Source organism: Burkholderia stagnalis, from assembly GCF_039848545.1.
Classification (GTDB): domain Bacteria; phylum Pseudomonadota; class Gammaproteobacteria; order Burkholderiales; family Burkholderiaceae; genus Burkholderia; species Burkholderia stagnalis.
In genome coordinates this window covers 2035075-2060427 of record NZ_CP156685.1, presented here as the reverse complement: position 1 = coordinate 2060427, position 25353 = coordinate 2035075, and the positions used below count along the sequence as shown (strand labels likewise).

The window sequence follows — 25353 nt, the reverse complement described above, 5'->3', positions numbered from 1 at the left end:
CGAATGCCAGCGCGATCAGTCGTCGCCGTCTTCGGCGGATGCAACCATCGCATTGATTAGGAATTCGGTCAAGCTTTCGACCGGTACGGTCTGCTGAACGTTCTTTTCCCCTTCCGCACCCGTGCCGCGCAGCGCTTTCACGCCCACCGTGCCGTTCGCGATCTCCTCGTCGCCGAAGATCACCGCGAATGCGGCGCCGCTCGCATCGGCGCGCTTCATCTGCGACTTGAAGCTGGCCGTCGCGCCGTCGGCGCTGCAGTGGAAGATCACGTCGAGGCCCGTGTCGCGCAGGCGCTCGGCGGCGATGAACGCCTGCTCGCGCGCCGCATCGCCCTGGTGCACGACGTAGACGTCGACGCCGTCCTGCTCGGGCACGAGGTCCTCTTCCTTCAGCAGCTCGAGAATGCGCTCGATGCCCATCGCCCAGCCGCACGCGGCGGTCGGCTTGCCGCCGAGCTGCTCGATCAGCGGATCGTAGCGGCCGCCGGCCGCGACCGTACCCTGCGCGCCGAGCTTGTCGGTGACCCACTCGAACACGGTCAGGTTGTAGTAGTCGAGGCCGCGCACGAGACGCGGGTTGATCTTGAACGGGATGTTGTTCGCCTTCAGCAGGCGCTGCAGCCCTTCGAAGTGCGCGCGCGACTCGTCGCCGAGGAAATCGATCAGCTTCGGCGCGTTCTGCACGATGTCCTGCAGCGCCGGGTTCTTCGTGTCGAGCACGCGCAGCGGGTTCGTATACAGGCGACGCTGCGCGTCGGCGTCCAGCGCGTCGACGTGCTGCTCGAGATACTTGATCAGCTCGACGCGGTGCGCCGCGCGCTCTTCCGCGAGGCCCAGCGAGTTGATCTCGAGCTTGATGCCGGTCAGGCCGAGGTCGTCCCACAGGCGCTGGCACATCATGATGATTTCCGCGTCCGCATCCGGGCCCGCGAAGCCGAGGGCCTCGACGCCGACCTGGTGGAACTGGCGATAGCGGCCGCGCTGCGGACGCTCGTGACGGAACATCGGGCCGATGTACCACAGGCGCTTCGGGCCGTCGTACAGCATGTTGTGCTCGATCGACGCGCGCACGACGGCGGCCGTGTTCTCGGGCCGCATCGTCAGGTTTTCGCCGTTCAGCGCATCGGTGAAGCTGTACATCTCCTTCTCGACGATGTCCGTGACTTCACCGATGCCGCGCGTGAAGAGCTGCGTGTGCTCGACGATCGGCGTGCGGATGTTCTGGTAGCCGTACGCGCGCAACAGCGATTTCACGGTGGCTTCGAAGAATTCCCACAGCGCGGCATCCTGCGGGAGGATGTCGTTCATGCCCTTGACGCCGGTGAGCTTCTCGATCTTGCGTTTTTGTTCAGTCATCGTGTGTGTGACGGATTAGTTCGCGGCCGTCGCGCGGCCGTAGTTGCGTTCGACGTAGTCGCTGACGATCTGCTGGAATTCCTCGGCGATGCGTTCGCCGCGCAGCGTCTTGACCTTCTCGCCGTCGATGAAGACCGGTGCGGCCGGGTTCTCGCCGGAGCCCGGCAGGCTGATGCCGATGTTCGCGTGCTTCGATTCGCCCGGGCCGTTGACGATGCAGCCCATCACCGCGACGTTCATCGTTTCGACGCCCGGATATTCCTTGCGCCACACCGGCATCTGCTCGCGCAGGTAGGTCTGGATCTGCATCGCGAGCTCCTGGAACAGCGTGCTCGTCGTCCGGCCGCAGCCCGGGCACGCGATCACCATCGGTGCGAACGAGCGCAGGCCCATCGTCTGCAGGATTTCCTGGCCGACGACCACTTCGCCGGTGCGCGACGCGCCCGGCTCCGGCGTCAGCGAAATGCGGATCGTGTCGCCGATGCCTTCCTGCAGCAGCACGCCGAGCGCCGCCGTTGACGCGACGATGCCCTTCGAACCCATGCCGGCCTCGGTCAGCCCGAGGTGCAGCGCGAAGCCGCAGCGGCGCGCGAGCTCGCGGTACACCGCGATCAGGTCCTGCACGCCGCTGACCTTGCACGACAGCACGATGCGGTCACGGCCGAGGCCCAGCTCGACCGCGCGTTCGGCCGAGCCGATCGCCGACTGGATCAGCGCTTCGTACATCACGCTCTGCGCGTCCCACGGCTGCGCGCGCGCGCCGTTCTCGTCCATCATGCGCGCGAGCAGGTCCTGGTCGAGACTGCCCCAGTTCACGCCGATGCGCACCGGCTTGTCGTACTTGATCGCCGCTTCGATCATCTGCGCGAACTGCGTGTCGCGCTTCGCGCCCTGGCCGACGTTGCCGGGGTTGATCCGGTACTTCGACAGCGCCTCCGCGCAGCCCGGATGGTCGCGCAACAGCAGGTGGCCGTTGTAATGGAAGTCGCCGACGAGCGGCACCGTCACGCCCATCCGGTCGAGCTGCTCGCGGATCGCCGGCACGGCGGCCGCGGCCTCGGGCGTGTTGACGGTGATGCGCACCAGCTCGGAGCCCGCGTTCGCGAGTTCCTTGATCTGGATCGCCGTACCGATCGCGTCCGCGGTGTCGGTATTCGTCATCGACTGCACGCGCACCGGCGAATCGCCGCCGATCGTCACGAGCTGCCCGCCCCAGCGGACATTCACCGCATGCGATACACGACGCGCCGCATGCCCGCCGAACACCGGCTCGGTTGAACAAATCTGACTGCTGCGTGGGGATTGAGCTTCGGATTGCATCGATAGATCCATTTACGCCGAATGCGCCGCGACGCGGCGCATGAATTGAAAAAGCGCCGTGTCCTCGAGGCCTGTCGACACCCACGACAGACCTTCGCCACGGCGCTTACCGTCAGGGCAACGTGAACCGCGCCACGTTCCCCCGCGCTGCCGAATATTTTGCCGGATCGACGGGCTTGCCGTCGAACGCGATCGCGTCGAGGCCCGCCTTGTTGCCGATCGTGACCTTGAGCGGCCCGTCGCCCGCGACCTGCTTCGTCTCGCCGGCGCGCACCAGCGCGGAGAACAGCTCCTTGCCGTTCTTGTCGCGTACGCTGAACCAGCAGTCCTGCTTGACCTTCAGTTCGACCATCGACTGGCCTGCCGCGACCACCACACTCGCCGGCTGGGCCGCTGCCGCCACGGGCGCGCTCGCCGCCGGCACGACAGCCGCGGGCTGCGACGCCGGTGCGGCCTCGACCGGAGCTGCCGGGGCCGTCGACGCAGCCGGAGCAGCCGACGCCACCACTTGCGGTGCTGCCGCAACCGCAGCCGACGCAGGCGCCGACGCTTCAGTGACGGCGACCGCGGATGCACCGGCCGCGCTCGCCTCGCCGACAGCGGAAGCCGCGACAGGCGCCTGCACGGCGGATGCGCCTTGCGCGCCGCCGGCCTTGAAGCGCGCCAGCCAGTTCGACGATTCGCCGCCAGTGTGCCACATCGCCGCCGCGATCATCGCGACGACCGCCGCCGCCGCGCCCCACAACCACGGGCGATGGCGCGACGAGCCGCCGAGCGGAATCGACACGCGGCCGCGCGGCAGATCCGTCCCCGACGACGCCGGCATCGACAGGTCCACTTCCGGCACACCTCGCTCACGGCGCAATGCCTGTGCAAACGGTTCCGGATCGACGCCGAGCATCTTCGCATAGCTGCGCACGACGCCGAGCGCGAACGTCACGCCCGGCAGGTGGCTGATATCGCCCGCCTCGAGCGCCCGCAGCTTCTGCGGTGCGACCTTGAGCCGCGCCGACACGTCGTCGACCGACCAGCCTTTCGCTTCCCGAAGCTGCGCGAGCCGCCCCCCGACGGCCGTCAATGATTCCAGTCCAGCCGTTGCCGGCTTCGCGGCATTCGTCTCTGCGCCGTTTGACGGCTGCGGCTCACTCATCCTTGTCCTCGCGTCGATTCTTCTTCACTGGCGGGTGCTGCCGGCCCATGCCGGCGCGGCGCCCGCGCGTCGTCCATACCATGCGCGGCGCCCGAGGCGCCGCGTCCGATCGCTATTCGCGTGTTGTACTGCAAAAAAGGCCCGGGCGACCCCGTCTAGGCGACCCCGTTAAACCGCCCGAACCTCGATGATTTTTCCTGCTGCCCCCATACGCTCCGCGAGGCGCGTGCGATCCTTCACGGCACCGGCCAGCTGGCCGCATGCGGCGTCGATGTCGTCGCCGCGCGTCTTGCGCACGGTCGTGACGACGCCGGCGTCGATGAGCACCTGCGCAAAGCGCTTGATCTGCTCCGGCTTCGAACGAATGAGCCCCGACTCCGGAAACGGATTGAACGGGATCAGGTTGAACTTGCACGGGACGTCGCGCGTCACCGCGAGCAGCTCGCGCGCATGCGCCTCGGTGTCGTTGACGCCGTCGAGCATGCAGTATTCGAACGTGATGAAATCGCGCGGCGCGACCTTCAGGTAGCGCTGGCAAGCCGCCATCAGCTCGCGCAGCGGATGCTTCTTGTTGAGCGGCACGAGCTCGTCGCGCAGCGCATCGTTCGGCGCGTGCAGCGAAACGGCCAGCGCAACCGGCAGCTCGGCGCCGAGGCGGTCCATCATCGGCACCACGCCGGACGTCGACAGCGTGACCCGCCGGCGCGACAGCCCGTAGGCGTTGTCGTCGAGCATCAGCCGCATCGCCGGCACGACTGCGCTGTAGTTCAGCAGCGGCTCGCCCATGCCCATCATCACCACGTTGGTGATCACCCGTTCGGCCTTGCCGTTCGGACCGGGCGCGCGGCCCAGCGAGGCGCGCAACGCAAATTCGGCCATGCGCAGCTGGCCGATGATTTCGCCCGTTGACAGATTGCGGGAGAACCCCTGCTTGCCCGTCGAGCAGAAGCGGCAGTTCACCGCGCACCCGGCCTGCGACGACACGCACAGCGTGCCCCGCGTCTCTTCCGGGATGAACACGGTTTCGACCGCATTGCCGTTCCCGACGTCGATCAGCCACTTGCGCGTGCCGTCGGCGGAAACGTGATCGCTGGCGATGTCCGGCATCGTGATCGTCGCGCGGCCCTTGAGCTTTTCCCTCAGGGACTTCGCGAGATCGGTCATGCCGTCGAAATCGCCGGCGTTGTACTGGTGGATCCAGCGCTGCAGCTGCTTGGCGCGGAACGGCTTCTCGCCCAGGCTGCCGCAATATGCGACGAGCCCCTCGGCGTCGAAGTCGAGAAGATTGACGGAAGTTTCGATCGTCATGGTGTCCTGCCTTGCCGCGTGCGCTGAATCCTGCCTGCCTGAATGTCAGTCAGTGCTTAACGCGAGTAGACGTTCATTTCCGGGAAGAAGAACGCAACTTCGACGGCTGCCGTTTCCGGCGCGTCCGAGCCGTGCACTGCGTTCGCATCGATGCTGTCCGCGAAGTCTGCGCGGATCGTGCCCTTTTCCGCCTTCTTCGGATCCGTCGCGCCCATCAGGTCGCGGTTCTTCAGGATCGCGCCTTCACCTTCCAGAACCTGGATCATCACCGGGCCCGAAATCATGAAATCGACGAGGTCCTTGAAGAACGGGCGCGCTGCGTGAACAGCGTAGAACTTCTCTGCGTCCGCACGCGACAGGTGCGCCATGCGCGATGCGACGATCTTCAGGCCGGCGCCTTCGAAGCGGCTGTAGATCTGGCCGATCACGTTCTTTGCCACCGCATCCGGCTTGATGATCGACAGGGTGCGTTCGATTGCCATAAAAACTCCAAAAAATTAAGAAGTTACACTTCCAAATGAATCCGCTATTGTAGCACGAACCCGTGTATCATTGCGATTGAACCCTTACATGCATGAAAGGTTCCAAATCCATATGTTTTGCGCCGTCCTGCCATTGAAACCTCCCGGCGCGGAACGTATCTTAGCCATAGCTGCACCGGCATGCTGCGCCGCACACCGCGCGCGCCAGGCCGGCCCCGGGCGCCCACGCGTCCAATGTTAGGAGAAACCATGAACGACTATCCGTACAATTTCGGCCGCGGCGGTTCCGTCAGCACCGCCGAGGTGCGCAATCGCGTACTGCGGAACACCTACTGGCTGCTCGCGCTCTCGATGGTGCCGACAGTACTGGGCGCATGGGTCGGCGTTGCGACGGGCTTCTCGCTGTTCGCGGCCACCAGCCCGATGATGAGCCTCCTCGCGTTCTTCGCGATCGCGTTCGGCTTCATGTTCGCGATCGAGCGCACCAAGAACAGCGCCGCCGGCGTGTTCGTGCTGCTCGGCTTCACGTTCTTCATGGGCCTGATGCTGTCGCGCCTGCTCAGCTTCATCCTCGGTTTCTCGAACGGCCCGTCGCTGATCATGCTCGCGTTCGGCGGCACCGGCATCATCTTCGCGGCGATGGCGACGATCGCCACCGTCAGCAAGCGCGATTTCTCGGGCCTCGGCAAGTGGCTGTTCATGGGCGTGATCGTGATCCTGCTGGCATCGGTCGCGAACATCTTCCTGCAGCTGCCGGCGCTGATGCTGACCGTGTCGGTGCTCGCGATCGCGATCTTCTCGGCATACATGCTGTTCGACGTGCAGCGCGTCGTGAACGGCGGCGAGACGAACTACATCTCGGCCACGCTCGCGATCTACCTCGACCTGTACAACGTGTTCACGAACCTGCTGGCCCTGCTTGGCATCTTCGGCGGCAACCGCAACTGACGTTCCCGCCCGCAGCAAGCAAAAAAACCGGCCCTCGGGCCGGTTTTTTCATGCGCGCCGGCTTTGCGCGATCAGTCGCGCTCGAACAGCGCGATCGATTCGACGTGCGACGTATGCGGGAACATGTTGACGACGCCCGCGCCCTTCAGCCGGTAGCCGGCCTCGTGCACGAGCAGGCCCGCATCGCGCGCGAGCGTCGACGGGTTGCACGACACGTAGACGATCCGGCGCGGCAGCGGGCCCTCGCCGCTCTGCGCGATGTCCGCCAGCGCCTTCGAAACCGCGAGCGCGCCTTCGCGCGGCGGGTCGATCAGGAACTTGTCGAACGCGCCCAGCGCGCGGATGTCGTCGGCCGTCACCTCGAACAGGTTGCGGCACGCGAACGTCGTGTGGCCGTCGACGCCGTTCTCGCGCGCATTCGCGAGCGCGCGCGTAGTCAGCGTTTCGCTGCCCTCGATGCCCACCACCTCTCGCGCGATGCGCGCGAGCGGCAGCGTGAAGTTGCCGATCCCGCAGAACAGGTCGAGCACGCGGTCGTCGCGCGACGGCGCGAGCAGGCGCAGCGCGCGGCCGACCAGCACACGGTTGATCTGGTGGTTGACCTGCGTGAAGTCCGTCGGCTTGAACGGCATGCGAATGCCGAACTCGGGCAGCGTGTAGTCGAGCGGGACGTCGAGCGGATAGAACGGCGTCACCGTGTCCGGGCCCTTCGGCTGCAGCCAGAATTGCACCTTGTGCTCGTCGGCGAATGCGCGCAGCAGCGCTTCGTCGGCCGCGTTGATCGGCTCCAGCACGCGCAGCACCAGCGCCGTGACCTGCGAGCCGACCGCCAGCTCGATCTGCGGCATGCGATCGCGAATCGACAGCCCCTCGACCAATCGGCGCAGCGGCACGAGCATCGCCGACACGTGCGGCGGCAGCACCTCGCAGCTCGTCATGTCGGCGACGTAGCTGCTCTTCTTCTCGTGGAAGCCGACCAGCACGCCGCCCTTCTTCACGACGTTGCGCACGGTCAGGCGTGCGCGGTAGCGGTAGCCCCACGACGGGCCGTGGATCGGCGAGAACACCGTCTCCGCGCGCAGCTTCGCGAGATGCAACAGGTTGTCCTCGAGCACGCGCTGCTTGATCGCGACCTGCGCGCGCATGTCGAGATGCTGCATCGAGCAGCCGCCGCAGGTGCCGAAAAACGCGCATTTCGGCTGCGTACGCATCACGCTCGGGCGCAGAATATCGACAACCGTCGCCTGCTCGTAACTCGGCTTGCGCCGGTAGCTCGAATAGGTCACACGCTCGCCGGGCAGCGCGCCCTCGACGAAGATGACCTTGCCTGGCTCGCCGTCCTCGGTCGTCACGCGGCCGACACCGCGCGCTTCCATGTCGAGCGATTCGATCTCGAGAACCGGGGCGCTTGCGGGCGCGGCGGGCACGCTTTTCAATTTGCGCGCAGAAGTGGGGACGGCTTCAGACACCAGCTTTTCCTGACAAACGTTGAAAGGCGAGATTGTAGACGAAGGACCGCTTCCTCACGGAGATTCGAACATGCGACTGATCGACTGGAACATCCAATGGGGTCGGGACGCGGACGGCGTCGTCGACCTCCCCCGCACGATCGCCGCCGCACGCCGGCTCGGCGACTTCGACGTGCTGTGCCTGCAGGAAGTCACGCGCGGGTTCGGCGCGCTGGCCGGCGGGCCCGGCCCTGACCAGTTCGCGGAACTGGCCGCGCTGCTGCCCGGCTACACGATCGTCGAGGCGATCGGCGCCGACCTGCCGCGCACCGCGCCCGGCACATCCGGCGCGCCGCGCCGCCAGTTCGGCAACGCGATCGCCACCCGCCTGCCGGTCGGGCGCGTGATGCGCCTGCTGCTGCCATGGCCGGCGGACGACGCCGCGCCGTCGATGCCACGCGTCGCGCTCGAAGTCGAGCTGACGAGCGCGTCGGGCCCGCTGCGCGTGACCACCACCCACCTTGAATATTATTCCGAGCGACAACGGCGCGCGCAGGTCGATGCGCTGCGCGACCGGCATCGCGAAGCCTGCTCGCACGCCGACCGCCCCGCGCAGGCCGAGAATGCGGACGGCCCGTTCAGCTCGACCGCGCAGCCGCGCGACGCGATCATCTGCGGCGACTTCAACAGCCCGTACGACAGCGACGCTTATCGGCGCCTTCTCGAACCCGTCGACGGCGCGCCGCCGTTCGTCGACGCGTGGGCCGCGCGGCACCCGGGCGTCGCGCCGCCGCCGACGGCCGGCGTCTACGATACGGCGCAATGGTCCGACGGGCCGCTCACATGCGACTTCGTGTTCGTCACCGACACGCTGCTGCCGCGCGTCCGGCGCTGCGAGATCGACGGCGACGTACGCGCATCCGATCACCAGCCGATCGTGCTCGAACTGGATTAAGACGCATTACGCGTCGCCGAACGCGGCGAGATACTCGACCCAGTGCGGCCCCAGCTCCTGCGCCAGCGCATTCTTGACGATCAGGATCTCGTCCGCGTATTCGCTCGGCGTGAGGCCGCCGCGCATCAGCAGGAAGCGGCAATAAAGCAGATACGTGTTGACGACGTCGGTTTCGCAGTAGCTGCGGATCTCCTCGATCCGCCCTTCCCGGAACGCGGTCCAGACCTGGCTGCCGTCCATCCCGAGCTTGCCGGGAAAGCCGCACAGCTTCGCGAGCGCATCGAGCGGCGCGTTCGCGCGCGCCTGATACATGGCGAGCACGTCCATCAGGTCGGTATGCCGCGAGTGGTAGCGCGAGATGTAATTGTTCCACTTGAAGTCGCGGTCGTCCTCGCCGAGATCCCAGTAGCGGGTCGCGGTGATCCCGTGCACGAGCGCGCGGTAATGCAGCACCGGCAAGTCGAAGCCGCCGCCGTTCCATGACACGAGCTGCGGCGTGTACTTCTCGATCACGCGGTAGAACGACTGGATCAGCGTCGCTTCGTTGTCCTGCGGCGTGCCGAGCGAGCGCACGCGAAAGCCGGTGTTGTCGCGGAACACGCACGAGATCGCCGCGATGCGCTGCAGGTGGTGCGGCAGGAAATCGCTGCCGGTCTTCTCGCGGCGCGCGGCGAACGCATGTTCGGCCACCGCGGCATCGTCGAGCGTCGCGGGCAGATCGTCGAGACGGCGAATGCCGTCGACATCGGGGATCGTCTCGATGTCAAAAACCAGAATCGGAGTCATCAGTTTTACAGGACGGCGTCCTTGCGAACGCCGTTGGAGGCAAAGAACCGCTTGAGACGCACCAGCGCTTCCTGCTGGATCTGCCGCACCCGCTCACGCGTGAGTCCCATTTCGTCGGCGAGCTCCTCGAGCGTCGCCGGCTCGATGTGATTCAGGCCGAAGCGGCGCTCGATCACGTGCCGGTGCTTGTCGGACAGCCGCGACAGCCAGGCGCGCGTGAGCGTCTCGAGCTCGCGGTGCTGCACCTCGGCGTCCGGCGACTGGCTCTGGTCGTCCGGCAGCAGGTCGAGCAGGCTGCTCGCCGGATCGAGATCCAGCGGCGCGTCGAGCGACGCGGTGTGCTCGTTGAGCGCGAGGATGTCGGTCACTTCCTCGGCGGTCTTGCCGGTCAGGTAGGCGATGTCGTCGATGCTGGCTTCGCGGCGTTCGGCCGCCTCGCCCGTCGACATCGAGTTCTTTTCGAGGTGGCGCTTCGCGCGCAGCACCTGGTTGAGTTCGCGGATCACGTGCACCGGCAGGCGCACGGTGCGGGCCTGGTTCATGATCGCCCGCTCGATGCTCTGCCGGATCCACCACGTCGCATAGGTCGAGAAGCGGAAGCCGCGCGTCGGATCGAACTTCTCGATCGCGTGCATCAGGCCGAGGTTGCCTTCCTCGATCAGGTCGAGCAGCGGCACGCCGCGATTCAGATAACCCTTCGCGATACTGACGACGAGGCGCAGGTTGCGCTCGATCATCACCTGCCGCGCCTCGAATTCGCCGGCCTTCGCGAGGCGCGAATAGCGCTGCTCTTCCTCGACGGTCAGCAGCGGCTTGACGCTGATGCGATTCAGGTAATGCTGGATCGTGTCGGCGGTCAGCTCCGCCTGCAGCAGTGCGCGGAAATCGTCCAGATCGGGCGACGCCTCCGCCCGGCCTTCACGCTCGTCGCCGCCGTCCGCATCGGCGTCGGCATCGCGCGCCTCGAACTCGCGCTCGCTGTCCGCGGCGTCGTCCTCATCTTCCGTCGAAGCGCCAGTTCGCTCCACCGATCCCTGCGTGGCGCGACTGATCTTTTCAGACTCGGCTTGCGGCTCGTGGCGCTTCGATTTCGGCATGGTCGTCTCGGTTATTGAGGCGGCAAATACTTCAGCGGATCGACAGGTTTACCCTGACGGCGAACCTCGAAATGCAGCATCACGCGGTCGGCATCGCTATTACCCATCTCCGCGATCTTTTGCCCCTTCGTCACCGCGTCCCCCTCTTTTACCATCAAAGCGCGATTGTGTGCATATGCCGTGAGGTAAGTTGCATCGTGTTTGATGATAATGAGGTTGCCGTAGCCGCGCAGCCCATTTCCGGCGTAGACGACGCGGCCGTCCGCCGCCGCCTTCACGGTCTCGCCGGTGGTGCCGCCGATATTGACGCCCTTGTTCTTCGCGTCGTCGAAATTGTTCAGCACCGGGCCGCGTGCGGGCCACGAGAACGTCACGGGGCCGCTCGATGCAGCCGGCGTGTCGCTCGATGCCGCCGCGGCGGCTGGCGGTGCGGCGGTCGCCGCCGATGCACCGCGCGGCGGCGTGGCCGGGCCGCTGCTCAGCGGCGCGGTGGCGACAGCGCCGCCCGCGATCGGCGCGGCGCCCGGCGCAACGCCGGCAGCCGTTGCGCCGGCCTGCGGCGCGACGCGCAGCAACTGGTCGACCTCGATCTGATTCGGGTTTGCCAGGTTGTTCCACGCGGCGATGTCGCGGTAGTTCTGCCCGTTCTCCAGTGCGATCCGGTACAGCGTATCGCCCGGCTTCACACGGTAGTAGCCCGGAGGCGGCGGGCCGAGCGGCACCGCAGGCTGGGCGGCCGGCGTCGTGCCGAGCGAGCCGGAGCGGTCGACGACAGGCGCGTTGTCGAGCCGCGTCGCACAGGCGGCCAGGAGCGTAGTGAACGCAGCCACACAGATCGCGCGCTGGGCGAGCGTGAGCGGTTCGTTCGAACGGTTGTTTTGCATCGCGCGCAACATACTCATCGGTTTCAAATTACTCCGGATTTTAAAGGGACAAAGAAAACGCGATCAAGCCGCGACTCCCGCCACTGCGCGTGCGCAACGCGCTCGACGAGCGTGAGCACCTGCGGCTGCCCGCTCTGCGCGCCGACCGGCGCGACGAGCCGTCCGCCGATCGCGAGCTGCTCGAGCAGCGCCTGCGGCACATCGAGCCCGGCCGCTGCGATCACGATCGCATCGAACGGCGCCGCGGACGGCAGGCCCACCCGCCCGTCGCCGTAATGGAGACGGATATTCGGCACGCGCAGCGGCCTCAGGTTCAGCTTCGCGCGCTCATAGAGCGGCTTGATGCGTTCAATCGAATACACGTCGCGCGCCACGTGGCTCAGCACCGCGGCCTGATAGCCGCAGCCGGTGCCGATTTCCAGCACGCGCTCAAGGGTTCGGCCGGCCATCGCGAGTTCGATCATTCGCGCGACGACCGACGGCTTCGAAATCGTCTGCTGGTGGCCGATCGGCAGCGCGGAATCCTCGTAGGCCTGCGTCGCGAGCCCGGGATCCACGAACATGTGGCGCGGCACCGCGGCCATCGCCTCCAGCACGCGCGCGTCGGTCACCCCGTTCGCGCGCAAGCGTTCGACCATCCGTTCACGCACGCGTTCCGACGTCAGCGCCAGCGTTCCCGCGAGCGCAAGGTTCGACGCGGCCGGCTTGGGCGGCGCAAGATTGAGCGCCGTCGGTTTCGGCGTGGCGGGTTTGCCGGATACGAGCGCCTTCGGTGTAACAGGCGCCGGCGCGGCCGGCCTGGGCCCACCCGCCTTGTCCGCCGACTTCGCCAGCGCGTTCGCGCCGCCGCGCGACGGGCGACCGTCCTGCGCGCGCTCGCCCGCCCGGCCTTCGGCCTTGCGCGGCGCTCGCTTGAGATCTTCGAGCGCGAGCGGGAACCGCTTCGCGCGCTCGCCGCTCATGAAGCGCGCCCCCCGGCGCGCACCCAGTCGTGCGTCGCAGGCAGCATTTGCGTATGCGTGAGATCGAGCTGCAGCGGCGTGATCGACACGAAACCGTTTGCGACCGCGTGGAAATCGGTGCCTTCGCTCGCATCGAGCGCCGCACCCGCCGGCCCGATCCAGTAGATGGGCTCGCCGCGCGGGTTGGCCTGGCGGATCACCGGCTGCGACGGATGACGCTTGCCGAGGCGCGTGACCTTCCAGCCCTTCAGCTCACCATATGGCAGGTTCGGGATGTTGACGTTCAGCAACGGCTGGCCCGGCAGCGGATGCGCGAGATAGTGCTGCACGATCTCGGCGGCCACGCGTGCGGCGTCGGCGAGATGCGCCCAATCCTTGTCGACCAGCGAGAACGCGATCGCGGGCACGCCGAACATGATGCCTTCGGTCGCCGCTGCAACTGTCCCCGAATAGAGCGTGTCCTCGCCCATGTTCTGGCCGTTGTTGATGCCCGAGACAACGAGATCCGGCTTCGTGTCGAGCATGCCCGTCAGCGCAATGTGCACCGAGTCGGTCGGCGTGCCGTTCACGTAGAAGAAACCCGTACTCGCGGAACGCTGGATCGACAGCGGCCGCGACAGCGTCAGGGAATTCGATGCGCCGCTGCAGTTCTGCTCGGGCGCCGTCACCGTGAGGTCGGCCAGCGGCCGCAGCGCGTCGTGGAGCGCCGCGAGACCGGGGGCGAGATAGCCGTCGTCGTTGCTGAGTAGGATTCGCATGCGGCGATTGTAACCGAGGAAAGATGGCGCGAGAGCGACAGTCGGGCCGCCGCAAACGCACGCCCGCACGCGGTGCGCCGCCGCAAGCGGGCACGCGTTTGCGGCGGCCTTCCCGGCTCAGATCGCCCCGGCTTCGCGCAGCGCGGCGATCGCCTGCGCGTCGTAGCCGAGGCCGCGCAGCACCTCGTCGGTATGCTCGCCGAGCGCCGGCCCGAGCCAGCGCGTTTCGCCCGGCGTGCCGGACAGTTTCGGCGTGATGTTCGGCAGCGGAATGTCGGTGCCGTCGGCAAGCTTGAAGCGCTGGATCATTTGCCGCGCGACGAATTGCGGATCGGTGAACATGTCCGCGACGCTATAGATTCGCCCGGCCGGCACGTCCGCCGCATTGAGCACCTCGAGCGCGGCATCGATCGTGCGCGGCGCGAGCCATGCGGCGATCGCGTCATCGATTTCCCGGGTGCGCGGCACGCGTCCGTCGTTGTGCGCGAGCGCCGGATCGCTGGCGAGGTCGTCGCGCTCGATCGCCTTCATCAGCCGCTTGAAGATCGGGTCGCTGTTGCCGCCGATCACGATGCTGCCGTCGCGGCACGCGTAGGTGTTCGACGGCACGATGCCCGGCAGCGACGCGCCGGTGCGCTCGCGCACCATCCCGTACACGCCGTACTCCGGCACGACGCTCTCCATCATGTTGAACACGGCTTCGTACAGCGCGACGTCGACCACCTGCCCCGCGCCGCCGTTCACGTTGCGATGATGCAGCGCCATCATCGCGCCGATCACGCCGTGCAGCGCGGCGATCGAATCGCCGATCGAAATGCCGATGCGCGGCGGCGGCAGTTCCGGGTAACCGGTGATGTGACGCAGCCCGCCCATCGATTCGGCGATCGCGCCGAAGCCGGGCCGGTCGCGATACGGGCCGGTCTGCCCGTAGCCGGACAGGCGCACCATCACGAGGCCCGGATTGTCGGCCGACAGCACGTCGTAGCCGAGCCCGAGCTTCTCGAGCAGCCCCGGGCGGAAATTCTCGATCACGATGTCCGCCTCGCGCGCGAGCTGGCGCGCGATCGCCTTTCCGGCGTCCGACTTCAGATTGAGCGTGACCGATTTCTTGTTGCGCGCCTGCACCGACCACCACAGCGACGTGCCACCGGCCTCCGGATGGAGCTTGCGCCACTTGCGCAGCGGGTCGCCGCCTTTCGGATCCTCGATCTTGATGACTTCCGCACCGAATTCGGCGAACAGCCGCGACGCGAAGGGCCCCGCGATCAGCGTACCGAACTCGAGCACTTTGACGCCCGCGAGCGGGCCCTGGCTGGTGCTCATGTGTCTCCCTGGGATGAGGAACGGCGCCGCCAGAACGGCGGCCACCGAAGCGTTACATCGTGCGGCGATCGAGCATCGCGCGCGCGATCGTGCCCGCGTCGACGTATTCCAGCTCCCCGCCGACGGGCACGCCACGCGCCAGACGCGTCACCGCGAGCCCGCGCGCCTTCAGCGTCTGGCCGAGATAATGCGCGGTGGCCTCGCCTTCGTTGGTGAAGTTGGTCGCGAGCACGACTTCCTTGACGATGCCGTCGGACGCGCGCCGCACCAGCCGGTCGAAATGGATTTCCTTCGGGCCGATGCCGTCGAGCGGGCTCAGCCGCCCCATCAGCACGAAGTACAGCCCGCGATAGGTCATCGTCTGCTCGAGCATGATCTGGTCGGCCGGCGTCTCGACGACGCACAGGAGCGTCGGGTCGCGCTCCGTGTCGCTGCAGACTTCGCAAATCTGCGCTTCCGTGAACGTGTTGCACTTCTCGCAGTGCTGCAGATGCTCGGTCGCAAACAGCAGCGAGCGGCCGAGCCGCTCCGCCCCCTCCCGATCGTGCTGCATCAGGTGGTACGCCATGCGCTGCGCGGATTTCGGCCCGACTCCGGGCAGCGCGCGCAGCGCTTCGACGAGGGCGGACAAGGCAGACGGCTGTTTCATGCGTCGGCGGGCAAGGACACGGACGCGCCGCTCAGAACGGCAGCTTGAAGCCCGGCGGCAGCGGCAGGCCGGCCGTCATGCCGCTCATCTTTTCCTGCGAGGTCGCTTCGGCCTTGCGCACGGCGTCGTTGACCGCGGCCGCGACGAGATCCTCGAGCATGTCCTTGTCGTCCGCGAGCAGGCTCGGGTCGATCGACACGCGGCGCACTTCGTTGCGGCACGTCATCGTCACCTTGACGAGGCCCGCGCCCGACTGGCCCTCGACCTCGATCTGCGCAAGCTGCTCCTGCATCTTCTTCATGTTTTCCTGCATTTGCTGCGCTTGCTTCATCAGTCCGGCGATGTTGCCTTTCAACATGGGAATACTCCTTCTTGATCGTGTGAAAACCGGCACGCGGCGCGTGCCGGCCAATGTGTACGGGCGTGATTGTGCCTGCCGCCGCGCGGTTCGTTCAATGCAGCGTCGGCGGCACGCCGCCCGTCGGCACGGCGGCATCCGCGAGCGGCCGCACCGAGCCGTCGACGATGCGGGCGCCGAATTCGCACACGAGTTGCTGGACGAACGGATCCGCGTGAATCTCCTGCTCCGCCTCGCGCTGGCGCGCCGCACGTGCGGCCGCGTCGAGCGCTGCCGCGGTGCGCCGCGCCGGCCCGACCTCGACGGCGACGTCGACCGGCTTGCCGAGCGCATCCGCGAGCGCGGCCTTCAGTTTCGCGACCTGGGCCGCGTCCGCGTACTGCGGCACGGGCACGGAAAGCTTGAGCGTCGTCGCATCGACGGCCGTCAGCTCGCTGTTGAACGCGAGCTGGAACGCGACGCCCTTCAACGGGAGCTGTGCGGCCAACGCGGGCCACTCGCCGTCGAAGCCGATCGGGTCGAGCGCGATGGCGGGCGGCAGCGGACGCGTGTCGAGCGGCGCGGACGGCCGGGCTTCCGCCGGCTTCGGCGCGCCATTCGGCGCAATACGCACGTCGTCCGGCCCGCTGTCGAAGACCGGCACGAAACCGTCGTCGGGCGGGCCGCCGAACATCTCGTCCGCGCTGAGTGGCACGTACTCGTCCGGCGGAATGTCTTCCCACGGCGGCGGCGCCTGACGCGTGTCGGGCTGCGGCGCGCGGGCGGCGGCACGCGGCGTGGGCACCTGCACCGCGGGACGCGGCGCGGCCGGTTTCGCGGCGGCCGGCGCGGGAGCCGGCTGCGCCGCTGCGGCCGGGCGCGAGCGATCGGTCGATACGCGCATGCCGGCGTTGCGCAGCACGTCGAGCGCCGCGGCGGCGCCGCCGCTGCGCGATGCCGGACGCGCGGCGGGTTCCGCCGGCGCGGCGCGCGGCGCGGATTCGGCCGGTGCGGCGACTGCCGCTTCGGCGCGGGATTCGGGTTCGGCCGGCGATGCGTGCGGCTCACTCTTCGCAACGGCGGCGCCGGACGCAGCCACGGGCGCGTCGACTGCCGCGACCGGCTGAGCCGGCACAGTTGCCGCGGGAACGGCCGTTGCCACGGCAGCGGCAGGCGGCTCGCCAGCGGCACGATCGTCGGGCTGCGCAGGCGCGTCGGCAGCCGGTCGCGCGACCGGCGCGGCAACAGCAGCCGCAGCCGGCTGGCGCATCGCATCGGCAGGCGCTGCCGCCGCCGGCTTCGCGGCAGCCGCCGGCACGGCCGCACGCGGCCCCGGCACGGCGCGCGGCGCGGACGGCTGGCCGACCGGCGCACTGCCGGCGCTCGCGGCGGGCTCGAACGCGAGCATCCGCAGCAGCGTCATCGTGAATCCGGCGTACTCGTCGGGCGCGAGGCCCAGTTCGGCACGCCCGACCGTCGCGATCTGATAGAACAGCTGCACCTGCTCGGGGCTCAGCGTCTCGGCGAAGCGGCGCAGGTCGGCCGCCTCCGGCCATTCGTCTAGCACCGACCCCGGCGCGAACTGCGCCCAGGCGATCCGGTGCAGCAGGCTCGCGAGATCCTGCAGCGCGGTCGAGAACGACAGGCTGCGCAGCGACATCTCGTCGGCGATCGCCAGGATTTCCGGGCCGCCGCCGGCCGCGAGCGCGTCGAGCAGACGCACCATGTAGGTCTGGTCCAGCGCGCCGAGCATGCCCGACACGGCCGTCTCCGTCACTTCGTTGGCCGAATAAGCGATTGCCTGATCGGTCAGCGACAGCGCATCGCGCATGCTGCCCTGCGCCGCGCGCGCGAGCAGGCGCAGCGCCTGCGGCTCGAACACGATCTTCTCTTCGCCGAGAATGCGCTCGAGGTGCGACACGATGTGCCCGGCGGGCATCTGCTTCAGGTTGAACTGCAGGCAGCGCGACAGCACCGTGACCGGGATCTTCTGCGGGTCGGTCGTCGCGAGGATGAACTTGACGTGCGGCGGCGGCTCCTCGAGCGTCTTCAGCATCGCGTTGAACGCGTGGTTCGTCAGCATGTGCACTTCGTCGATCATGTAGACCTTGAAGCGCGCATCGACAGGCGCGTACACCGCGCGCTCGAGCAGCGCGGCCATTTCGTCGACGCCGCGGTTGCTCGCGGCATCCATCTCGACGTAATCGACGAAGCGGCCTTCGTCGATCTCGCGGCAGGCGCGGCATACGCCGCACGGCTGCGACGTCACGCCGGTTTCACAGTTGAGCGCCTTCGCGAAGATGCGCGACAGCGTCGTCTTGCCGACGCCGCGGGTGCCGGTAAACAGATAGGCGTGATGCAAACGCCCGCCGTCGAGCGCGTGCGTGAGCGCCCTGACGACGTGCTCCTGGCCGACGAGCGAAGCGAAATCCTTCGGACGCCACTTGCGTGCGAGAACTTGATAGGTCATCGGGAAATTGTATCAGCAACGCTGCGTCGCGCCGACACGCGAAACGGTACGGAACACGAGTGCAGAAACAGGAGAAGGGGAAATAAAAAACGCCCGGCGAACGGGGCGAGAAGGAAGGTGACGAGCCCGACCCTCGGCACTGGCGGAAAACGGCTGTGGCTGCTTCGTTCCCGACCTGACCAGGTTCACCGGCCCACCATGCGAGGAGGCCCGTCACGTCGCATTCTAACACCGCTTACGGCCGAATGCGAACGTTTATGCACACGAATGTGCAAACGAATGCACATGCGATTGCCGCCGCGGCCGCCCTCTTGTATTTTCCGTGCCGGCCTCCATCTGCATGGCGCACCGGTCGTCGGCGCCATCGTGCCCCTACTCGCGAAGCGGCTACTATCGCCGTCAACAGCGGATAGCAATTTAGGCTAATATGACGCCCGAATGACCCGCGAGCCGCGGTACGCAGCGCTTACGCCCTTCTTTTCCGGAGAGCGGAGCTACCTGCCGCAGCGGCCGGCAGCCCGCCGGGCGGCCGGCGCGCCGACAGGCGCCATGCAGGCAGTCCCCGAACCGAAAGAGGTATTGACCAAATGAGCGAACAGATCAAACACATCAGCGACGCTTCGTTCGAACAGGACGTCGTCAAATCCGACAAGCCGGTGCTCGTCGATTTCTGGGCCGAATGGTGCGGCCCGTGCAAGATGATCGCCCCGATCCTCGACGAAGTCGCGAAGGATTACGGCGACAAGCTGCAGATCGCGAAGATCAACGTCGACGACAACCAGGCGACGCCCGCGAAGTTCGGCGTGCGCGGCATCCCGACGCTGATCCTCTTCAAGAACGGCGCGGCTGCCGCGCAGAAAGTCGGCGCGCTGTCGAAGTCGCAGCTGACCGCGTTCCTCGACAGCCACCTGTAATTCTCGCGGGTTCGCGGACGTGTTGTCAGCCGGCAACACGTCCGCCGCAAAGCCGCCGATCGGCCGCTCAAGCGCGAATCGGCCTATGCTAGAATTAAAAAACGTCTACAAGACGCATTTAAGTCTCTGAGCGCTTCCGCTCGCCCTCCTCCCATTTTTCTTTCGTCGCTTCTCTTCCCTGGCGGGATCCCCGTATGCATTTATCCGAGCTCAAGTCTCTGCACGTGTCCGAATTGATCGAAATGGCCAATGGCCTCGAGATCGAAAACGCGAACCGCCTGCGCAAGCAGGAGCTGATGTTCGCCATTCTCAAAAAGCGCGCCAAGACGGGAGAGACGATCTTCGGCGACGGTACGCTCGAAGTGCTGCCGGACGGCTTCGGCTTCCTGCGCTCGCCGGAAATGTCGTACCTCGCGAGCACCGACGACATCTACATCAGCCCGTCGCAGATCCGCCGCTTCAACCTGCACACCGGCGACACGATCGAAGGCGAAGTTCGCACCCCGAAGGACGGCGAGCGCTACTTCGCGCTGGTGAAGGTCGACAAAGTCAACGGGCAGCCGCCCGAGGCCTCGAAACACAAGATCATGTTCGAGAACCTCACGCCGCTGCACCCGAACAAGCCGCTGTCGCTCGAACGCGAGATGCGCGGCGAAGAGAACGTCACGGGCCGCATCATCGACATGATCGCGCCGATCGGCAAGGGCCAGCGCGGCCTGCTCGTCGCGTCGCCGAAGTCGGGCAAAACCGTGATGCTCCAGCACATCGCACACGCGATCAAGCAGAACCACCCGGACGTGATCCTGTTCGTGCTGCTGATCGACGAGCGTCCTGAAGAAGTGACCGAAATGCAGCGCTCCGTCGCGGGCGAAGTGATCGCGTCGACGTTCGACGAACCGGCCACGCGTCACGTGCAGGTCGCCGAAATGGTGATCGAGAAGGCCAAGCGCCTCGTCGAAATGAAGCACGACGTCGTGATCCTGCTCGACTCGATCACGCGTCTCGCACGTGCGTACAACACCGTGATCCCGGCATCGGGCAAGGTGCTGACGGGCGGTGTCGACGCCAACGCGCTGCAGCGTCCGAAGCGCTTCTTCGGCGCGGCGCGCAACATCGAGGAAGGCGGCTCGCTGACGATCATCGGCACCGCGCTGATCGAAACCGGCAGCCGCATGGACGACGTGATCTACGAAGAGTTCAAGGGCACCGGCAACATGGAAGTGCACCTCGAGCGCCGTCTCGCGGAAAAGCGCGTCTACCCGTCGATCAACCTGAACAAGTCGGGCACGCGCCGCGAAGAAATGCTGATCAAGCCCGAGATCCTGCAGAAGATCTGGGTGCTGCGCAAATTCATCCACGACATGGACGAAGTCGAGGCGATGGAATTCCTGCTCGACAAGATCCGCCAGACGAAGAGCAATTCCGAGTTCTTCGACCTGATGCGCCGCGGCGGCTAATCGCCCCGGCAAAGGACCAAACGGCCGCCCGCGCGTTTCGCCCGGCGGCCGTTTTTTCGTGGCCTGTACGCGAACGGCCACGTTGACCTATCATCCGCCCCATCCGAGTCAAACGACCGGCCCTGGGCCTCCGCTCGCCGCCTCCATGCTTTCGAAACTGACCCGCTGGCTCGATCATCGCCGCCGCGAGCGCGCACTGCGCAGCCACCCGATCCCCGATGCGCTGTGGCAGGACACCGTCGAGCGCCTGCCGTTCCTCGACCACCTGTCGCCGGGCGACCTCGGCCGGCTGCGCGAACTGACGAGCCTGTTCCTCGCGCAGAAGTCGTTCTCGACCGCGCACGGCCTCGAGCTGACCGACGCGATGATCGTCGGGATCGCCGCGCAAGCCTGCCTGCCGGTGCTGAATCTGGACCTGTCGCTGTATGACGGCTGGGTCGGAATCGTCGTGTATCCGGGCGAGTTCGTGATCCGCAAGACGGTTCAGGACGAGGACGGCGTCGTCCACGAGGTCGAGCAGGACGCGAGCGGCGAAGCGTGGGAAGGCGGGCCGGTCATCCTGTCGTGGGAAGACGCGCAGATGACCGACGGCCGCGATGCGTACAACGTCGTGATCCACGAGTTCGCGCACAAGATCGACATGATCAACGGCGCGGCCGACGGCTATCCGCCGCTGTTTCGCCGCTGGCATGCGCCGCACCTCGACGCGCAGGCGTGGGCCGACGTGTTCGAGCACGCCTATGACCACTTCTGCGCGCGCGTCGACGCGGTGCCGGATCGCGCATGGGCGCGCTTCGAGCGGGATTCGCTGATCGATCCGTATGCGGCCGACCACCCGTCGGAATTCTTCGCCGTGTGCAGCGAGGCGCTGTTCGTGCAGCCGCGCGCGTTCGAGGCCGAATTCCCGGAGCTGTACCGGCTGCTCGCCCGCTACTACCGGCAGGATCCGGCCAAGACCGGCGCGCTCGACGCACCCTGAAAAATATTCGTCAACCGTCTGATTTTCTGGCATAATCGCCGTTTTTCGACCTTAGGCAAGTGGCTCGCGCCGGGCTTGGCGTCTGTCGATACGCGCGTCAACGCGCGGTTCGGAACGGCAAGCGGCGGGTTGGCTACCGCTCTCACCAAGGAAAATCATGAAACCTGGCATTCACCCCGATTACCGCGAAGTCGTCTTCCAAGACATGTCGAACGGCTTCAAGTTCGTGACGCGCTCGACCATCCAGACGCGCGAAACCATCGAACTCGACGGCAAGACCTACCCGCTCGCCAAGATCGAAGTGTCGTCGGAATCGCACTCGTTCTACACCGGCCAGCAAAAGATCATGGACACGGCCGGCCGCGTCGAGAAGTTCAAGAACAAGTTCGGCGCACGCGCCAGCGGCAAGGTCGCGAAGTAAGCTTCGCACCGCATCCGGTGGTAGTCATGCACCGGTACCGCACCAAAGGGCAGCCCAGGCTGCCCTTTTTCGTCTCTGCTCACCCGTGCGTCGCCGGCCCGCGCGCGGGCAACGCCGAAGACGCGCGACGGCCAGCGCGTCTACAATGCCGGATGCTCAAAACCGGCGCGCCGCGCGGCATCGCGCGGGCCGCGCCCAGAACAAATCGCTCATCTGCATGAAGCCAGTCGTTCGTCTCACCGCCTCCGCCACGCGCGCGCTGCCGCGCTGGCTGCTGCTCACGCTCTGCCTCGTCTACGCGGCATTCGGCCTGTTCGGCCGCGACCCGTGGAAAAACGAGGACGCGGCAGGCTTCGGCGTGATGTGGACGATGGCCAAGGGTGGCTGGCACGACTGGCTGCTGCCGAATCTCGTCGGCAAGTTCATTACGACCGACGGGCCGCTCGGCTACTGGTTCGGCGCGCTGTGGATCCGTGCGCTCGGCCCCTGGGTCGACGCGAGCAACGCGTCGCGCCTCTCCACCGGAATCCTGTTCTGCGTCGCCTGCGCGTTCGTCTGGTATGCCGCCTACCTGCTCGGCCGGCGCGCCGAAGTCCAGCCGTTCAAGTATGCGTTCGGCGGTGAGCCGGAGCCGCGCGACTACGGCCGCACGCTCGCCGACGGCGCGCTGCTGATCCTGCTCGCCTGCTTCGGCCTCGCGGAGCGCGGCCACGAAACGACGCCGCAGCTCGCGCAATTCGCGCTGATCGCCATGCTCGTCTACGGGATCGTGCGCGGCATCGACAAGCCTGCCCAGGGCGCGCTGTGGTGGGGCCTCGCGATCGGCCTCGTGGCGCTGTCCGGCAACCCGGTGCTGGTCGTCGCGCTGATCGTCGGCACGGCCGCGCTATGGCTCGTCGCGCCCGACATGCGCAACCTGCGCGTGGCGGCGATCGGCGTGCCGCTCGCTGCCGCGATCGTCGCGCTGTGGGTGTTCACCGCGCTCGCCGTGGCGCCCGACGACGCCGCGTGGTTCTTCGACCAGTGGGTGCACGGCAGCCTGATGCGCTTCTCTGGCCCGCCGACCGCCGTGCTCGCGTATGCGGCAAAGAACCTGCCGATCTTCACGTGGCCTGCGTGGCCGCTCGCGATCTGGGCCTGGTGGAGCTGGGCCGGCCTGCGCCGGCGCGCGCACATCGCGATTCCGCTGTCGGTCGTCGTGCCGCTCGTCGCGCTCGTGATCCTGCAGAGCCAGCAATCGAACCGCATGTACATGCTGCTGCTGCCGCCGCTCGCGGTGCTCGCGACGTTCGCGCTGCCGACGCTCAAGCGCGGCGCGATCAACGCGATCGACTGGTTCGCGGTGTTGAGCTTCACGATCCTCGGCAGCTTCGTGTGGCTCGTCTGGCTCGCGTCGCTCACCGGCTTCCCGCACCCGCTTGCGCGCAACCTCGGCCGGCTCCTGCCCGGTTACGAGCCGCATTTCAAGGTGCTGTCGTTCGTCTGCGCGGTCACGGTGACGGTCTGCTGGTTCCTGCTGGCGCGCTGGCGCGTGTCGCGCCAGCCGAAGGTGCTGTGGCGCAGCGTCGTGCTGTCGGGCGCGGGCACCACGCTGATGTGGGTGCTGCTGATGACGCTGTGGCTGCCGATCGTCAACTACGGCCGCACCTATCGCGACGTCGCGCAGCAGATCGCCACCCACCTGCCGTCCGATTACGAGTGCATTGCGCCGGTGCGGCTCGGCGATGCGCAGATCGCGACCTTCGCGTATTTCGGCAACATGCGCTTCGACTACTCCGGCGATTGCGATGTGATCCTGCGCCAGGACCGCGCCGATTTCGGCGAACCCAGCTCGATGTCGCAATACGTGTGGCGACTCGTCTGGGAAGGCCGGCGCGTCGCCGACCGCGACGAGCGGTTCCGCCTGTACGAGCGCATCGAGCGCCCGAAGACACCGGTCAAGCGCCGGCCGCCGCGCCGCCAGGCCGACGATTGACGATGCTGGCCGACCTCCGCCGGATCATCGGTCTCGCGTGGCCGGTGCTGGTCGGCCAGCTCGCGATCATCGGGTTCGGCGTGACCGACACCGCGATGGTCGGCCGTTTCTCCGCGATCGATCTCGCCGCGCTCGGGCTCGGCGCATCGATCTACGTGTCGGTCTTCATCGGCCTGACGGGCATCCTGTCCGCGCTGCAGCCGATCACCGGCCAGCTGTACGGCGCGCGGCGCTACGCCGAGATCGGCGAGGAAGTGCGCCAGGCACTGTGGCTCGCCGTGATGCTCGCGGTGCCCGGCTTCCTGCTGCTGCATTTTCCCGAACCGCTGCTGCGGCTTGCGCACGCGCCCGCCGCGCTGCACGAGCGCACCGTCGCGTATCTGCGCATCCTGTCGTTCGGGCTGCCCGCGAGCCTCGTGTTCCGCATCTACAACGCGCTCGCCAATGCCGCCGGCAAGCCGCGCCTCGCGATGATCCTGCAGATCGGCGCGCTCGCGCTCAAGTTTCCGCTGAATTTCTGGTTCATCTTCGGCGGCCTCGGGGTGCCGGCGCTCGGCGGCCCCGGCTGCGCGCTCGCCAGCACGCTGATCAACTGGACGCTCGCGCTGACCGGCTTCACGCTGCTCGCGAAACTCGACGTGTTCGCGCCACTCGCGATCTTCTCCCGCTTCTGCTGGCCCGCGTGGGCGCGCCTGAAGGCGATCCTCAAGCTCGGCGTGCCGATGGGCCTGTCGTACCTGATCGAGGTCACCTCCTTCACCTGCATGGCGCTCTTCATCGCGCAGTTCGGCACGACGACGCTCGCCGGGCACCAGATCGCCGGCAACATCGGCGGCGTGCTGTACATGACGCCGCTGTCGATCGGCGTCGCCACGTCGACGCTCGTCGCCCGCGCGCTCGGCGCCGGCCGGCCCGACGAGGCGCGGCTGCTCGGCCGGCACGGCGTGATGCTCGCCGGCGGCGTCGCCGTGCTCTATGGCGCGATCGTGTTCGCGCTGCGCCCGCTGATCGTCGGCGCGTACACGCCGAACCCGGCGGTCGCCGCGGCCGCGCTGCCGCTCGTCGCGATCGTCACCTGCTATCACTTCTTCGACGCGCTGCAGGTCACCTCCGCGTTCGTGCTGCGCGCGTACAAGGTCGCGATCGTGCCGACCGTCATCTACGCGGTCGCGCTGTGGGGCGTCGGGCTCAGCGGCGGCTACCTGCTCGGCTTCGACGCCGGCGGCTTCTCGCCCGCCTGGCTGACCGGCGCGCGCGGCTTCTGGTTCGCGAACACGATCAGCCTGATGCTCGCGGGCGCCGGGCTCGTGCTTTACCTGCGTCGCGTGAGCCGCGCCGCGCGGGCGCTCGCGCCCGAGGCGGCCTGACCCCTGA

Annotated in this window: 23 protein-coding genes and 1 other RNA gene; 8 read left to right on the top strand and 16 right to left on the bottom strand. The window is 67.3% G+C overall.

Features of this window, described 5'->3' with window-relative positions; translation table 11 throughout:
- Positions 1-15: 15 nt before the first annotated feature.
- The 5 genes from hisS to ndk all read right to left on the bottom strand — a co-directional run bounded on the left by hisS (position 16) and on the right by ndk (position 5616).
- Positions 16-1356 (bottom strand): histidine--tRNA ligase, encoded by a 1341-nt coding sequence (hisS, locus tag ABFO07_RS09700; RefSeq protein WP_059567219.1) that lies wholly within the window; start codon positions 1354-1356, stop codon positions 16-18.
- A gap of 15 nt (positions 1357-1371) precedes the next feature.
- Entirely contained in the window at positions 1372-2676 is a 1305-nt protein-coding gene (gene ispG, locus ABFO07_RS09695) for a flavodoxin-dependent (E)-4-hydroxy-3-methylbut-2-enyl-diphosphate synthase (RefSeq protein WP_059567419.1), read from the bottom strand.
- Positions 2677-2788: 112 nt separating this feature from the next.
- On the bottom strand, positions 2789-3826 hold the full coding sequence (locus tag ABFO07_RS09690) for a helix-turn-helix domain-containing protein (RefSeq protein ID WP_059882706.1): 1038 nt from the start codon (positions 3824-3826) through the stop codon (positions 2789-2791).
- Positions 3827-3994: 168 nt separating this feature from the next.
- Positions 3995-5134, bottom strand: a complete 1140-nt coding sequence (rlmN, locus tag ABFO07_RS09685) for a 23S rRNA (adenine(2503)-C(2))-methyltransferase RlmN (protein ID WP_059567223.1) — start codon at positions 5132-5134, stop codon at positions 3995-3997.
- Positions 5135-5190: 56 nt separating this feature from the next.
- A complete protein-coding gene (gene ndk / locus ABFO07_RS09680) occupies positions 5191-5616 on the bottom strand; it encodes a nucleoside-diphosphate kinase (protein ID WP_059567225.1) in 426 nt (141 codons plus the stop codon).
- A 249-nt stretch (positions 5617-5865) separates the two neighbouring features.
- On the opposite strand from ndk, the gene ABFO07_RS09675 reads away from it, so the two are divergent.
- Positions 5866-6564, top strand: a complete 699-nt coding sequence (locus tag ABFO07_RS09675) for a Bax inhibitor-1/YccA family protein (RefSeq protein ID WP_006761414.1) — start codon at positions 5866-5868, stop codon at positions 6562-6564.
- Between the two features lie 71 nt (positions 6565-6635).
- Here ABFO07_RS09675 and rlmD read toward each other — a convergent pair whose 3' ends face one another.
- Positions 6636-8033, bottom strand: coding sequence for a 23S rRNA (uracil(1939)-C(5))-methyltransferase RlmD (rlmD, locus tag ABFO07_RS09670; protein ID WP_175038411.1), 1398 nt, complete (start codon positions 8031-8033; stop codon positions 6636-6638).
- A 70-nt stretch (positions 8034-8103) separates the two neighbouring features.
- Between rlmD and ABFO07_RS09665 the strand changes: the two genes are divergently transcribed.
- Positions 8104-8967, top strand: a complete 864-nt coding sequence (locus tag ABFO07_RS09665; RefSeq protein WP_347467006.1) for an endonuclease/exonuclease/phosphatase family protein — start codon at positions 8104-8106, stop codon at positions 8965-8967.
- Between the two features lie 6 nt (positions 8968-8973).
- Here the strand turns inward: ABFO07_RS09665 and ABFO07_RS09660 are convergent, their stop codons facing one another.
- The 10 genes from ABFO07_RS09660 to ffs all read right to left on the bottom strand — a co-directional run bounded on the left by ABFO07_RS09660 (position 8974) and on the right by ffs (position 18448).
- A complete protein-coding gene (locus ABFO07_RS09660) occupies positions 8974-9753 on the bottom strand; it encodes a 3'-5' exonuclease (RefSeq protein WP_059567232.1) in 780 nt (259 codons plus the stop codon).
- Between the two features lie 5 nt (positions 9754-9758).
- Entirely contained in the window at positions 9759-10850 is a 1092-nt protein-coding gene (gene rpoS, locus ABFO07_RS09655; protein ID WP_059567234.1) for an RNA polymerase sigma factor RpoS, read from the bottom strand.
- 11 nt (positions 10851-10861) lie between these two features.
- Positions 10862-11752 (bottom strand): peptidoglycan DD-metalloendopeptidase family protein, encoded by an 891-nt coding sequence (locus ABFO07_RS09650; RefSeq protein ID WP_059567235.1) that lies wholly within the window; start codon positions 11750-11752, stop codon positions 10862-10864.
- 5 nt (positions 11753-11757) lie between these two features.
- The gene (locus ABFO07_RS09645) at positions 11758-12696 is read right to left on the bottom strand and encodes a protein-L-isoaspartate(D-aspartate) O-methyltransferase (RefSeq protein WP_059882712.1); all 939 of its coding nucleotides are present in this window, start codon (positions 12694-12696) and stop codon (positions 11758-11760) included.
- Positions 12693-13454: a 5'/3'-nucleotidase SurE gene (gene surE, locus ABFO07_RS09640; protein ID WP_059567238.1), complete on the bottom strand. Its 762-nt coding sequence runs from the start codon at positions 13452-13454 to the stop codon at positions 12693-12695. The genes ABFO07_RS09645 and surE overlap by 4 nt, the downstream gene beginning before the upstream one ends.
- Positions 13455-13571: 117 nt before the next feature.
- Entirely contained in the window at positions 13572-14777 is a 1206-nt protein-coding gene (locus ABFO07_RS09635; protein WP_347467002.1) for a CaiB/BaiF CoA transferase family protein, read from the bottom strand.
- A 52-nt stretch (positions 14778-14829) separates the two neighbouring features.
- Positions 14830-15426, bottom strand: a complete 597-nt coding sequence (gene recR / locus ABFO07_RS09630) for a recombination mediator RecR (RefSeq protein ID WP_017332239.1) — start codon at positions 15424-15426, stop codon at positions 14830-14832.
- A 31-nt stretch (positions 15427-15457) separates the two neighbouring features.
- A complete protein-coding gene (locus tag ABFO07_RS09625; protein WP_017332240.1) occupies positions 15458-15784 on the bottom strand; it encodes a YbaB/EbfC family nucleoid-associated protein in 327 nt (108 codons plus the stop codon).
- A gap of 94 nt (positions 15785-15878) precedes the next feature.
- Positions 15879-18233: a DNA polymerase III subunit gamma/tau gene (dnaX, locus tag ABFO07_RS09620; RefSeq protein ID WP_347466999.1), complete on the bottom strand. Its 2355-nt coding sequence runs from the start codon at positions 18231-18233 to the stop codon at positions 15879-15881.
- Between the two features lie 116 nt (positions 18234-18349).
- Positions 18350-18448: signal recognition particle sRNA small type (ffs, locus tag ABFO07_RS09615), an RNA gene on the bottom strand.
- Positions 18449-18820: 372 nt separating this feature from the next.
- On the opposite strand from ffs, the gene trxA reads away from it, so the two are divergent.
- The 6 genes from trxA (at position 18821) to ABFO07_RS09585 (ending at position 25346) form a co-directional block, all read left to right on the top strand.
- The gene (trxA, locus tag ABFO07_RS09610) at positions 18821-19147 is read left to right on the top strand and encodes a thioredoxin TrxA (RefSeq protein WP_006402348.1); all 327 of its coding nucleotides are present in this window, start codon (positions 18821-18823) and stop codon (positions 19145-19147) included.
- A 194-nt stretch (positions 19148-19341) separates the two neighbouring features.
- On the top strand, positions 19342-20604 hold the full coding sequence (rho, locus tag ABFO07_RS09605) for a transcription termination factor Rho (protein WP_006478662.1): 1263 nt from the start codon (positions 19342-19344) through the stop codon (positions 20602-20604).
- Positions 20605-20749: 145 nt separating this feature from the next.
- Complete coding sequence (locus ABFO07_RS09600; RefSeq protein WP_059567244.1) at positions 20750-21583, top strand: zinc-dependent peptidase; 834 nt, start codon at positions 20750-20752, stop codon at positions 21581-21583.
- A 157-nt stretch (positions 21584-21740) separates the two neighbouring features.
- Complete coding sequence (locus ABFO07_RS09595; protein ID WP_059567246.1) at positions 21741-22004, top strand: type B 50S ribosomal protein L31; 264 nt, start codon at positions 21741-21743, stop codon at positions 22002-22004.
- A 145-nt stretch (positions 22005-22149) separates the two neighbouring features.
- Positions 22150-23979: an ArnT family glycosyltransferase gene (locus ABFO07_RS09590; protein ID WP_124490592.1), complete on the top strand. Its 1830-nt coding sequence runs from the start codon at positions 22150-22152 to the stop codon at positions 23977-23979.
- A gap of 2 nt (positions 23980-23981) precedes the next feature.
- Positions 23982-25346 (top strand): MATE family efflux transporter, encoded by a 1365-nt coding sequence (locus tag ABFO07_RS09585; protein WP_059809404.1) that lies wholly within the window; start codon positions 23982-23984, stop codon positions 25344-25346.
- The last annotated feature ends 7 nt before the right edge of the window (positions 25347-25353 follow it).

Excerpts from the sequence above, each read along its gene's own strand:
- hisS (WP_059567219.1), bottom strand. The coding sequence starts at position 1,356 with ATGACTGAACAAAAACGCAAGATCGAGAAGCTCACCGGCGTCAAGGGC.
- ispG (WP_059567419.1), bottom strand. The coding sequence starts at position 2,676 with ATGCAATCCGAAGCTCAATCCCCACGCAGCAGTCAGATTTGTTCAACC.
- ABFO07_RS09690 (WP_059882706.1), bottom strand. The coding sequence starts at position 3,826 with ATGAGTGAGCCGCAGCCGTCAAACGGCGCAGAGACGAATGCCGCGAAG.
- rlmN (WP_059567223.1), bottom strand. The coding sequence starts at position 5,134 with ATGACGATCGAAACTTCCGTCAATCTTCTCGACTTCGACGCCGAGGGG.
- ndk (WP_059567225.1), bottom strand. The coding sequence starts at position 5,616 with ATGGCAATCGAACGCACCCTGTCGATCATCAAGCCGGATGCGGTGGCA.
- ABFO07_RS09675 (WP_006761414.1), top strand. The coding sequence starts at position 5,866 with ATGAACGACTATCCGTACAATTTCGGCCGCGGCGGTTCCGTCAGCACC.
- ABFO07_RS09665 (WP_347467006.1), top strand. The coding sequence starts at position 8,104 with ATGCGACTGATCGACTGGAACATCCAATGGGGTCGGGACGCGGACGGC.
- ABFO07_RS09660 (WP_059567232.1), bottom strand. The coding sequence starts at position 9,753 with ATGACTCCGATTCTGGTTTTTGACATCGAGACGATCCCCGATGTCGAC.
- rpoS (WP_059567234.1), bottom strand. The coding sequence starts at position 10,850 with ATGCCGAAATCGAAGCGCCACGAGCCGCAAGCCGAGTCTGAAAAGATC.
- ABFO07_RS09650 (WP_059567235.1), bottom strand. The coding sequence starts at position 11,752 with ATGAGTATGTTGCGCGCGATGCAAAACAACCGTTCGAACGAACCGCTC.
- ABFO07_RS09645 (WP_059882712.1), bottom strand. The coding sequence starts at position 12,696 with ATGAGCGGCGAGCGCGCGAAGCGGTTCCCGCTCGCGCTCGAAGATCTC.
- surE (WP_059567238.1), bottom strand. The coding sequence starts at position 13,454 with ATGCGAATCCTACTCAGCAACGACGACGGCTATCTCGCCCCCGGTCTC.
- ABFO07_RS09635 (WP_347467002.1), bottom strand. The coding sequence starts at position 14,777 with ATGAGCACCAGCCAGGGCCCGCTCGCGGGCGTCAAAGTGCTCGAGTTC.
- recR (WP_017332239.1), bottom strand. The coding sequence starts at position 15,426 with ATGAAACAGCCGTCTGCCTTGTCCGCCCTCGTCGAAGCGCTGCGCGCG.
- ABFO07_RS09625 (WP_017332240.1), bottom strand. The coding sequence starts at position 15,784 with ATGTTGAAAGGCAACATCGCCGGACTGATGAAGCAAGCGCAGCAAATG.
- dnaX (WP_347466999.1), bottom strand. The coding sequence starts at position 18,233 with ATGACCTATCAAGTTCTCGCACGCAAGTGGCGTCCGAAGGATTTCGCT.
- trxA (WP_006402348.1), top strand. The coding sequence starts at position 18,821 with ATGAGCGAACAGATCAAACACATCAGCGACGCTTCGTTCGAACAGGAC.
- rho (WP_006478662.1), top strand. The coding sequence starts at position 19,342 with ATGCATTTATCCGAGCTCAAGTCTCTGCACGTGTCCGAATTGATCGAA.
- ABFO07_RS09600 (WP_059567244.1), top strand. The coding sequence starts at position 20,750 with ATGCTTTCGAAACTGACCCGCTGGCTCGATCATCGCCGCCGCGAGCGC.
- ABFO07_RS09595 (WP_059567246.1), top strand. The coding sequence starts at position 21,741 with ATGAAACCTGGCATTCACCCCGATTACCGCGAAGTCGTCTTCCAAGAC.
- ABFO07_RS09590 (WP_124490592.1), top strand. The coding sequence starts at position 22,150 with ATGCCGGATGCTCAAAACCGGCGCGCCGCGCGGCATCGCGCGGGCCGC.
- ABFO07_RS09585 (WP_059809404.1), top strand. The coding sequence starts at position 23,982 with ATGCTGGCCGACCTCCGCCGGATCATCGGTCTCGCGTGGCCGGTGCTG.